The sequence below is a fragment of the Dialister sp. i34-0019-2H8 genome (assembly GCF_042846925.1).
In the GTDB taxonomy this organism is placed as follows: Bacteria; Bacillota; Negativicutes; order Veillonellales; family Dialisteraceae; genus Dialister.
Genome location: NZ_BAABYQ010000001.1, coordinates 2,169,108 through 2,180,000, shown reverse-complemented (window position 1 = coordinate 2,180,000; position 10,893 = coordinate 2,169,108). Strand labels below are relative to the sequence as shown.

Here is a 10,893-nt window from a genome sequence, read left to right as displayed (position 1 = left end):
CGGATACAATCGTTTGAGCGATGGAGCGACGCAGAAAGGCATATGATCGCGCGACTGGAAGAGCGCGTCCAAGTGCGTATGTTGAATCGGAGGCAAATCCCTGATTCTAAAAGCAGAGACACGATGGGGAGTTATACGAAAGTATGACGAACTCATAGATCCTACACTGCCAAGAAAAACTTCTAGTGAGAAAGTATCCGCCCGTACCGTAAACCGACACAGGTAGGCGGGGAGAGAATCCTAAGGTGCGCGGGAAAACCCTCGTTAAGGAACTCGGCAAATTGCATCCGTAACTTAGGGAGAAGGATGACCTTAAGTAAGCGAAAGGGAGAAACCCCTGGAACAGAACAAGGTGGCAGAAAAGAGGCCCAAGCAACTGTTTACCAAAAACACAGGTGCCTGCGAAAGCGAAAGCTGAAGTATAGGTGCTGACGCCTGCCCGGTGCTGGAAGGTTAAGGAGAGATGTCAGAGCAATCGAAGCATTGAACTGAAGCCCCAGTGAACGGCGGCCGTAACTATAACGGTCCTAAGGTAGCGAAATTCCTTGTCGGGTAAGTTCCGACCCGCATGAAAGGCGTAATGATTTGGGCACTGTCTCAACGAGGGGCCCGGTGAAATTGAAATACCTGTGAAGATGCAGGTTACCCGCGACTGGACAGAAAGACCCCATGGAGCTTCACTGCAGCTTGAGATTGAATCTCGGTGATGCATGCACAGGATAGGTGGGAGACTTTGAAGTATGGGCTTTGGCTTATACTGAGTCGATGTTGGGATACCACCCTTGTATTGCTGAGATTCTAACACGGAGGCTAACAACCTCGTGGACCATCTCAGGTAGGCGGTTTGACTGGGGCGGTCGCCTCCGAAAGAGTAACGGAGGCGCCCAAAGGTTCCCTCAGGTCGGACAGAAACCGACCGAAGAGTGCAAAGGCAGAAGGGAGCTTGACTGCGAGACAGACAAGTCGAGCAGAGACGAAAGTCGGGCTTAGTGATCCGGTGGTACTGTGTGGAAAGGCCATCGCTCAACGGATAAAAGCTACCCTGGGGATAACAGGCTAATCTCTCCCAAGAGTTCATATCGACGGGGAGGTTTGGCACCTCGATGTCGGCTCATCACATCCTGGAGCTGGAGTAGGTTCCAAGGGTTGGGCTGTTCGCCCATTAAAGTGGTACGCGAGCTGGGTTCAAAACGTCGTGAGACAGTTTGGTTCATATCCATCGCGGGCGCAAGAAGTTTGAGGGAGGCTGCTCCTAGTACGAGAGGACCGGAGTGGACGGATCAACGGTGTACCAGTTGTCACGCCAGTGGCACGGCTGGAAAGCCGCATCCGGAAAGGATAAACGCTGAAAGCATCTAAGCGTGAAGCCCGTCCCGAGATGAGACTTCTCATCAGCAATGAGTAAGACCCCTTAAAGACGATGAGGTTGATAGGCTGTGAGTGGAAGGCCCGTAAGGGTTGGAGCGACGCAGTACTAATAGGTCGAGGTCTTAACTTGAATTTCACAAGCGCGACCAAGTGGCGAGAGCCCTTCGGAAAACTTTTCTTCTATATAGTTTTGAGAGAACAGACACTCTCAACGATTCAGTGGCGATAGCTGTGAGGATACACCCGTACCCATGCCGAACACGGTAGTTAAGCTCACAAACGCCGAAAGTACTTGGCTGGAAGCGGCCCGGGAGGATAGGAAGCTGCTGATTAACTAAAAAGGATCAATCATGTAAATGGTTGGTCCTTTTTGCTTTGTCTTACATTCTTGGTTGGCTGGAATCGCCGGGAGGAACAAGCCGCTGATTAACATGAAAGCACATCTGCAAAGATGTGCTTTTTGCTTGCCTTCATTTGGTTCAAGGTTCAAGGTTGAGGTAGCGGCTTCGCCGCCTTTTTTATTGGGCGATGCTCGAAAGTGGTATTTAAGTCACCAGTCACTAGTCACTCCTACGATACGAGGGAGTGGATCGTCTCACATGTGTGGCATGAGATCCTTCGGCTCAGTCCTCACCTGTTTTGGCTGGGGCTTTTCACGCATAGGGCGTTTTCCTCCGCTCAGGATGACGATACGGGGGGAGCGGGTAGTCTCACGGGGTGGCGGCTTCGCCGCCTTTTTTTATTGGGCGATGCCCGAAAGTAGCAGTCAAGTCACGGGTTACCAGTTATAACAACGATACGAGTAGGCTCTTGGAGAAGGGCCGCGCCAAAGGCGCAGGATGGATCCACGAAGCGGTGTGAAAGACTATGTAAGGCTATCCGTTTTCCTTAAACGTCATCCCGACCGAAGTGGAGGGATCCTTCTTGCAGAGCGGTAAATCGTGAGCGAGGGAAAGGCGAAAAAGGAAGCACCAAGGTGTCGTTTGAGTGAGGGCACATGTGTGCATATGGCGGCAGTGCAATAAAGATCCCTCGGCTTCGCTCGGGATGACGGTGCTTGGGGAGCGGATAGGTTCATAAGGGGGGTGTGCCGCCTTTTTTTTAGGGTGGTATTCTCGTATCGTAGCCTTCCCCTCTAGGGGAAGGTGCCCCGCAGGGGCGGATAGGATGACTATGGTATGAAAGGCAGATGGTAGTATAGGGGAAGGAGAGGCGCATTTGTGCAGCTAACGAAAGCACTCGAGCGCCGCTGACGCGGTCCCCCTTCCCCACGCGGGGAAGGCTTGTATGGTAGCGACTTCGCCGCCTTTTCTTTATTGGGGTGATGCCCGGAAGTGGCATTTAAGTCACCAGTCACTAGTCACTCCTACGATACGAGGGAAGGAATCGTTTCACATGCGTGGTATGAGATCCTTCGACTCAGTCCTTACCTGTTTTGGCTGGGGGTTTTCACACTTAGAGCGATTTCGTCCGCTCAGGATGACGATACGGGGGAGCGGATGGGCTCTTATCTGGGAGATATGTTGCGTGTTTTGGAACTAGCGGTGTTATATTACGATACGAGTAGCCCCTTAGAGAAGGGGCGCGCCAAAGGCGCAGGATGGATCCACGTAGCGGTGTAAAAAACTATGTGAGATTACCCGTTTCCCTTAAACGTCATCCCGACCGAAGTGGAGGGATCCTTCCTGCAGACCGGTAAACCGTGGGTGAGGGAAAGGCGAAAAAGGAAGCACCAAGGTATCGTTTGAGTGAGGGCGCATGTGTGTATATGGCGGCAGTGCAATAAAGATCCCTCGGCTGCGCTCGGGATGACGGTGCTTGGGGAGCGGATAGGGCAGACCTGGATGCGGAATTGGTATAGATATATCGAAATTTGACAATATAGCCGGGGGGGGGGGGGGTACACTGTCGCTAGGAGTATCTAATGGTTGCGATAGAGAGTTGTTTTATCATTTCTGTTTTAGAAAGAAAGGACGAGTCTCATGATGAAGAAAACTGTCTTGGCAAGAAATGTGATGTGCGGTTTATTGGCTGCGTGTGCTTTGGGGGCAAGCCAAAGCGTATGGGCGCTGGAATATACAGATAAAGTATTTAGCCAAACAGCTACGATAACAGATGAAAGCTTTATCCTTAAAAATAATGATAAAGGCTTTGGTATCGTTACTTATGACCCAGGTACAAACATTAAAGTGACGGGGGATAACATTGATATCGTCTCCCAAGGTAAAGATGATGACTACAGTATATATGCTGTCACTGCGTGGGATGGTGGTCAGGTGACTCTGGGGAATGATAATGCCGAAAAGATCAGCATCAAAGCTGTCAATACCGGAATGAAGAAGGCGGTAGCTGTCGTTGCGGACGAGAATCCTGGCAGTAAAATCGATATCACGGCGAAGGACGTTTCCATCAGTGCAAGCAGTAAGGATGCTATTGGCGTATTCTCGCGTGCTCCAGGCAGCAGCATCCATATTAAGGGGGACTCTGTGTCTGTGACAGCGACGGGAGAGGAGGCTGCTGCTCTGCAGGTACAGAATAATACAGAGAAGGATAAAGCACCTGACAATGCTTCGCGTGTTGCTATTGATGCAGACAAGATAACTGTTACAAGTAACGGTGTCGGGATCGCTTCCTGGTCAAACGGACAGATGAATATCAAGGGCAATCTCACAGTCAATGCGAAGAATGCACTGGATGTACGCGGTCACTCCACGACGAACATCAATACAGAGGGAAACCACTCCACCGTATTGAACGGGGACATCGTTTTTGAAACGCCATGGACTCCAGGTCCAGGGAATGGAGCTAATAGTGGCAAACTTATTGATGCCAATGTCAATGTAAATCTGACAGGGAAGGATTCATCCTGGACGGGCAGTGCCTATCAGCAATATAAAGATCATGCATCGGATACGGAATGGCAGCATGTAACAGATATGACAACGAATGCCGGTAAGGATGGGACACCGGGTAATGTCACAGGCTTTAAGCTCACTATGGCTGACGGTGCTTCGTGGAACATGACGGACGACAGCTTTGTCAATGATGTCAATGCTTCGAGTGACAGCGTGATCCATGTCGGACGCGATGTCAAGACGGCGAATATGCAGAACGTGACACTGAATGACGCTACGATTGACCTTGCGGGTGATCAGCAGACGGTCAATGTCACAAAGAAGCTCTCCGGCAACGGTACGATCGCGACGAACAGCCTCAATAATAAGCTCAAGGCAGAGAATGCGACGGATGCAAATATCACCATCAAAGGAGCCGGCAATATTGCGGATCTGATCGCCGGCGACAGCACGCTTGCGCAGAAGCTGGCTGGTGTAGCTGTCAATAAAGATGGCAAATCTATCGCAAAGAGCCTCAAGGCGGATGCCGGAGTGATCGCAGGGGAGTATTACGCACAGGTGGACGCAAACGGCCATGTCGTCAATGAAGTGAAATCCCAGAACCAGACGAACCTTTCCATCAGCAAGCTCGGTGCACTTTCTCTCATGACCTGGCGTCAGGAAAACAATGATATGAACAAGCGTCTTGGCGAGATCCGTGACAGCCAGGGCGAGCAGGGCATCTGGGCGCGCATGAGCCGCGGCGAAGCGAAGTACGGCTCGCAGGGCGTGAAGAACCAGTACAATTACTATCAGCTGGGCTATGACCACAAGATCGCGGATGACTGGATCTTGGGCGGCGCCTTCACCTATACCGATGGTGAAAACAATCTGGTCGGCGGCAGCGGTACAAATAAGAATACGGGTTTTGCTGTGTATGGCAGCAACCTGCGCGATGATGGCAGCTTCATCGATCTCATCGCCAAGTATGCTCACATGAAGAATGATTTCGATACCATCGGTGGCGTCGGTATCGGCGAGTACAGCACGAATGGGTATGCGCTGTCTGCGGAATATGGCAAGCGTTTCCAGCAGGATGGCTTCTGGATCGAACCGCAGGCTGAGCTGACCTATGGCAAGGTCTCTTCGGCAGATTTCACCACCTCGGAAGGGGCGAAGGTTCATCAGGACAGTCTGGACAGCCTTGTCGGCCGCCTCGGATTCTCGCTGGGCAAGGATGTCAAAGCGGGCAATGTCTATGTCCGCGCGTCCTACCTCTACGATTTCAAGGGTGATGTGGCTATGCGCATGAGCAATGGCGTGGCTTCTGATACCTATGATCAGGATCTCGGTGGCAGCTGGTGGGAATTCGGTGTCGGTACGAATCTGAATTTCGGTAAGGATATGCATTTCTACTTCGATGTGGAAAGAACGGAAGGCGGAAAGGTCGATACCCCGTGGCAGTGGAATGCGGGTGTGCGTCTTTCTTTCTAATGAAATAGGTGATGGTATGGAGGTCTCTCTCCATGCCTTGCATGTGATCATGATCTTTCTAAAAAAGCATCAGCCTTTATGGCTGGTGCTTTTTCTGCGATCGGGCGATGCCCTCCCGTTTTGTTCTTGCCGTGGGATTTCATCTGTGTTTCTCTAGCTTTTTCATCCATTGTTGTATACAATAAAAGCAGTGAATGCCACTGCATTTCTAGGGAAACGCTGATTCAATCGCAGAGTCAGATTCTACAAGAATTTTTATACATGACTTCGTCATAGCCTTCCTTAAATAGCTCGCTATTCGCGTCAGGCTATTCCTCGTCATGTATAAAAATTCAAGAATAAAATCTGACAACGATTTAATCAGTGTTTCCCTAGGCGCGGCGTTTTGATTTTATGATAAAAAGTCCGATCGTAGGAGTGATAGTATGACAAACAGGCACTGGCTGAAGCGCGAGGTGCCCGCATGGGTGAAAGAGAAGCTCATCAGTGAAGAAGAGGGGAAGGTGCTGCTGGCCCGGTACCGGAAGGGGAAACCGGGGCCGTACAAGGAGGCCTTCTTTGTGATGGCGCTGGTCTGCCTTTTGGGCGGGCTGGGATTTCTGGGAGCAGGTCTGTGGAGTGGGCTCACGCAGGATGAGCGGTTTCTGCTGGCGCTCGTTCCTTTGCTGGTCTCGCTTCTCTTCGTGGCAACCATGGTGCTGTTGGATCGGAGGATCCCTGATGATCCGGTCGCAGTGAAAGGGACAGCGATGCCCTTTGGCGCGTCGGGGGTGCTCGATGAGGTGTCAGACTCGGCAGGGAGTCTGGAAAGAGCGCAGCGCATCGGCAAAAAGGCTGAGCTATGGGGAGCGCTCATGGAGGAGGAGCATCTGGAGCCGGCGAAGACGTGGCATCACCGTATGCCTGTCTTCCTGCGCGAATCGGCTGCTGCATTCCACGGTGTGAGCATTCTCGCTGCTTTCTGGATGGTGGCGGATTCTTTCAAGCTGACGGATGATCTCTACGTGGGTCTTTCGCTTTGCGGTTTGCTGCTTTTGGTGCTGACGCTCGTGACAAGCTCGGCGGCGTCCGGCATCTTGTATATGATCGTGTCCGTGGGGGTCTTCTATACGGCGCCGGTGCGCGGCTGGCCGGAGTTCCTTTCATGGATCTACATGCTGACGGCGCTCGTGATGCTGGTGCATTTGCTGCGGGAGCATCGTGACCGCGCTGTCGTGTGCTTCTCCTGGGTCTGGGCGGTCGGCATTCTCCTTTTGATCTTCTGGTCGGCGGGAAATATGCTGTGGCAGACGCTTTTCTTTTCGCTTGCGGCGTCGCTTACATGGATGGCGGGAGGAGCTTTCCGCTCCTATGGCGTAGGCGCGGCAGCGCTCCGCTTCTTCGGTGGGATCGCGGTCTTTGCGGTGCTGCTCGAAGGCTCGTATGGGGCAGTCTGGGCAGATGTGTCGGGGAGCTACGCACTGTGGTTCCTTTTCCTGCTCTTCCTTGCTGCGGATGCGGTGCTTATCGTGCGTATGGCGGTCAAGAAGGAGTGGCTCTCGATCCTTGCGGGGCTTACGCCTTTCATCATGGCGGTCTCGGCGATGATCGCGATCTTCGAATCCTCCGGGGCGTTCTCTGCGACGGTGGTCTCTATTTTCTGCGCGATCCTTTCGGTTGCCGTCATTGCCCGCGGCGTGCAGATGGATCGTCCGATGCAGCGTTGGGGCGGTGTCGCGCTTCTGGCAGCGGACGGCGTGATCCGTGTGATGGATTCCGCGCTGTCGCTCTCTGAGCGCGGGCTTTTTTTCCTGATGGTCGGATTGCTCTCCGGCGCAGTCTGTTTCCTGCTGTACCTGCCTGCGAAGAGGAAACGAAAAGTGGTTCCCGCAGAGGAAGAAAAGGAGGACGACCATGCTGAATAAGAAGCTGTCTCTCATTCTCCTTGCGGCGGCGGCAGTCGTAGAGCTTACGAGCCTTGTCTGGATCCGCGGCGAATATCGCAGTACGATGATCGATGGGGCAGAGTATCAGGTCCCTGCGGCAATCGATTTCAAGGGGGATTTCTATGAAAGAAATTATCTTCCCGTGACAGTGCCTCTCACCGAAGCTCCGTGGCACGGGCAGCAGGTACCGGAGAAAGGAGAGGAGATTTATCTCGCGCTCACCAGGAATGCCGATGGTATGATGGAGATCACCGGGGCGCAGGATACCCGTCCCGGTGGGGACTACCTCATCACTCGCGTACTGTCGTACATCGACGGCATGGTGCATTTCCATTTCCCTGCCGACAGGATGTACATGTCGCCTGAGCAACTCGCCAAGCTCTCGATCGTCGAGCTCTCCGAACGTGTACAGGTGAAGAATGAACAAAAAAAGACCACGGAGACTCATAGGAAAAATGAGCTCTCGGCACTGATCCATATCAAGGATGGCCGCGCAGTCATTGCGAAGGTCCTCGCCAATGGTTCGCCCGTCGAGCAGACCTTCACCACGGTCGGAAAAAATATCAATGTGACCTATGCGAAAAGCGCTAAAGAAAGAGATCAGTATAGTACGAGGATCAATAAAGAAGAGAAAACGCAGCGAGACTAAGAGACTGGGAGATATCAGACTTCAGACCTTAGATTCATGCTTTCGGACTTGGCGGGCGCTCGGTCTATCGTCTTCTCGTCTTCGAGTCTCATTTATGATCATTACCAAGGAGGCCATCTATGTACATCATCCTTATGCGTCACGGCGAAGCAGAGCCGGAGACAGAAGATATCGCCAATAAAAATCGTTCCCTGACGCCGAAAGGCATGCGTCAGGCACGAAAAAGTGCGCGCATCCTCAGCAAATTTCTGAAGGACAATCCCATCCGTATCTTTACCAGCCCCTACCAGCGCACGCGCCAGACGGCGGGGATCCTCGCCGAAGAGTGCTTTGCCGAGGAGATCCATACCGCCGAAGAGCTTCTCTCCTCGAACTGGCAGATGGTGCTGAATCATCTGATCTCCGACGGTAGTCCCATCGCGCTCGTATCCCACCATCCTTTCCTGCAGTCCTACCTGCTCTCCTCCTGTAGTGCGGCAGTGAAATTTGATCTCGCCGGTATCGCTGTCATCGATTACGACCTCCGCTGGCGGCAGGGGAAACTCGTCGGCTACTTTACACCGTCGCTGAAACTGATGAAGAAAGAATAATTGGGGATCCGACTCATAAGTCACCCTACCGCACCGAGAATCCATCCTGCGCCTTTGGTGCGGCCCTTCTCTAAGGGTCTACTCAGTTAGCATACTGGACGTTTTTTTGCCATAAGAGACAGTTCTTAAACGCGTTCCCCCTTAGAGAAGGGGGCGGCCAAAGGCCGGGATGGATGTGCCTCATCGAGGCACAAATCTGCGTAGCAGATTCTTCTTTCTCTTTTTTTAGACCTTCTCATAAGTCACCCTACCGCTTCGAGGATCCATCCTGCGCCTTTGGCGCGGCCCTTCTCCAAGGGTCTACTCAGTTAGCATACTGGACGTTTTCTTGCCATATGAGACAGTTCTTAAACTCGTTCCCTCTTCTCCAAGGGCGAACGCGTCTGATGATAGTCGCATATTGCAGGTAAGCGGATTGGCATGATAACGGAGCAGGATATATCCCATGTAGCGGCATGAAAAACGATGTGAGCTGATCCACTGACTGCTGATCGCCCACTGTAAGCAGTTAACTATTTCCAAGGAGGTACCTATGAAAAAACTACTCACCATCGCAGGCTCTGACTCCTCCGGCGGAGCCGGTATCCAAGCAGACCTGAAGACCTTTGCCGCCCTCGGCACCTACGGCATGAGCTGCATCTGCGCCCTGACAGCGCAGAATACGAAGGGGGTCAGCATGGTCGTGAATACTCCGATCTCCTTGGTCAAAGCCCAGCTCGAAGCCATCTACGATGACATAGCACCTGACGCCGTCAAGACAGGCATGCTCGGGACAGCAGCCATCGTGGATACGGTTTCTGATTTCCTTGGAAATCACCGAAGCGCACCTCTCATCGTCGACCCTGTCATGGTCGCCACCAGCGGAGACAAACTGCTCGAAGATGATGCCATCGCACTCTATAAAGAAAAGCTCATCCCCCTGGCGGCGCTCATCACGCCGAACATCCCCGAAGCCGAGGTCCTCTCCGGCATATCCATCACGAGCGAGTCGGACCGCCGAAAAGCGGCTGAAATACTCATGACCTTCGGCTGCGAAGCCGTCCTCATCAAGGGTGGCCATCACATCATGGACGCCGATGACCTTCTTTATGACGGCAAAGACTTCATCACCTACCCCGGAGAGCGCATTGACACGAAAAATACCCACGGTACAGGCTGCACACTTTCAAGCGCCATCGCGGCAAGCCTTGCCAAAGGCCTTCCTCTCGAAGGCGCCATAGAGGCCGCCAAGGATTACCTCACCGGCGCCATCGCGCGTGCGAAGACAGACTCCGTCGGTCACGGCCATGGCCCCGTCCATCATTTCTGGTTTTATGGAGATACATGGGGGAGGATGAAATGAGCTATCCCTTCTTTGCCTACATGTCGCGCCTGAAATACATCGCCCGCTGGGGTCTCATGCGCAGCACCATCCCCGAAAATGACGCCGAGCACACTCTCCAGACTGCCATGATCGCCCACGCCCTCGCCCTCATCCGGCAAGACATCTTCCATGAGCCGACAGATCCCGAGCACTGCGCCATGCTCGCCCTCTACCATGATGCCAGCGAAGTCTTCACCGGCGACCTCCCGACACCTGTGAAATACTTCACCCCCGGCCTCCACGAAAAGTATGAGGAGATCGAGATAGAAGCCAGGAAGAAACTCCTCGCGACACTCCCCGAAGAACTGCAGGAAAGCTACGCATCCTATCTCGTCACCCTTGAGCAGGATCCCCTCTGGCCCCTTGCCAAAGCCGCCGATACCCTCTCCGCCTTCCTTAAATGCGCCGAAGAAGTCCGCGATGGAAATCCGGAATTTCAAGAAGCCTATCGCACGACACGAAAAAAACTCGAAGACCTTCATATGAAAGAGGTCGACTGGTTTCTCGCGCGTTTCGCCAAGAGCTTCGAGAAGACGCTGGATCAACTGAATCAGAATCAGTAAGAGCAGCCCCTTGCGGGCGGCTCTTTTTTGTTGTGGGAGACTAAGAGACTGAGAGACTGGAAGACATTAGATTTAGAGACTGTGGGGAGCGGATGAGAGACATCAGA

General features: G+C 52.9%; 6 protein-coding genes and 2 rRNA genes (1 of these 8 cut by a window edge). All 8 read left to right on the top strand.

The window, feature by feature from the left end; genetic code table 11:
- Positions 1–1,498 (top strand): 23S ribosomal RNA (locus ACGG9R_RS09485) (it extends 1,428 nt beyond the left edge of the window).
- Positions 1,499–1,583: 85 nt separating this feature from the next.
- A 5S ribosomal RNA gene (gene rrf, locus ACGG9R_RS09480) occupies positions 1,584–1,700 on the top strand.
- 1,650 nt (positions 1,701–3,350) lie between these two features.
- Positions 3,351–5,696, top strand: coding sequence for an autotransporter outer membrane beta-barrel domain-containing protein (locus ACGG9R_RS09475; RefSeq protein ID WP_390154379.1), 2,346 nt, complete (start codon positions 3,351–3,353; stop codon positions 5,694–5,696).
- Between the two features lie 425 nt (positions 5,697–6,121).
- Positions 6,122–7,600 (top strand): DUF2157 domain-containing protein, encoded by a 1,479-nt coding sequence (locus tag ACGG9R_RS09470; RefSeq protein ID WP_390154376.1) that lies wholly within the window; start codon positions 6,122–6,124, stop codon positions 7,598–7,600.
- Positions 7,590–8,270, top strand: a complete 681-nt coding sequence (locus tag ACGG9R_RS09465) for a hypothetical protein (protein WP_322350591.1) — start codon at positions 7,590–7,592, stop codon at positions 8,268–8,270. The genes ACGG9R_RS09470 and ACGG9R_RS09465 overlap by 11 nt, the downstream gene beginning before the upstream one ends.
- Positions 8,271–8,389: 119 nt before the next feature.
- Positions 8,390–8,860, top strand: a complete 471-nt coding sequence (locus ACGG9R_RS09460; protein ID WP_055237561.1) for a histidine phosphatase family protein — start codon at positions 8,390–8,392, stop codon at positions 8,858–8,860.
- 532 nt (positions 8,861–9,392) lie between these two features.
- Complete coding sequence (gene thiD / locus ACGG9R_RS09455) at positions 9,393–10,202, top strand: bifunctional hydroxymethylpyrimidine kinase/phosphomethylpyrimidine kinase (protein ID WP_390154372.1); 810 nt, start codon at positions 9,393–9,395, stop codon at positions 10,200–10,202.
- Positions 10,199–10,786 carry a 5'-deoxynucleotidase gene (gene yfbR / locus ACGG9R_RS09450; protein WP_390154369.1) on the top strand — a complete coding sequence of 196 codons (588 nt, stop codon included), beginning with the start codon at positions 10,199–10,201 and terminating at the stop codon, positions 10,784–10,786. Before thiD ends, yfbR begins: the two co-directional genes overlap by 4 nt.
- Positions 10,787–10,893 lie beyond the last annotated feature (107 nt).

Coding starts and splice junctions, on each gene's coding strand:
- ACGG9R_RS09475 (WP_390154379.1), top strand. CDS start 3,351: ATGATGAAGAAAACTGTCTTGGCAAGAAATGTGATGTGCGGTTTATTG.
- ACGG9R_RS09470 (WP_390154376.1), top strand. CDS start 6,122: ATGACAAACAGGCACTGGCTGAAGCGCGAGGTGCCCGCATGGGTGAAA.
- ACGG9R_RS09465 (WP_322350591.1), top strand. CDS start 7,590: ATGCTGAATAAGAAGCTGTCTCTCATTCTCCTTGCGGCGGCGGCAGTC.
- ACGG9R_RS09460 (WP_055237561.1), top strand. CDS start 8,390: ATGTACATCATCCTTATGCGTCACGGCGAAGCAGAGCCGGAGACAGAA.
- thiD (WP_390154372.1), top strand. CDS start 9,393: ATGAAAAAACTACTCACCATCGCAGGCTCTGACTCCTCCGGCGGAGCC.
- yfbR (WP_390154369.1), top strand. CDS start 10,199: ATGAGCTATCCCTTCTTTGCCTACATGTCGCGCCTGAAATACATCGCC.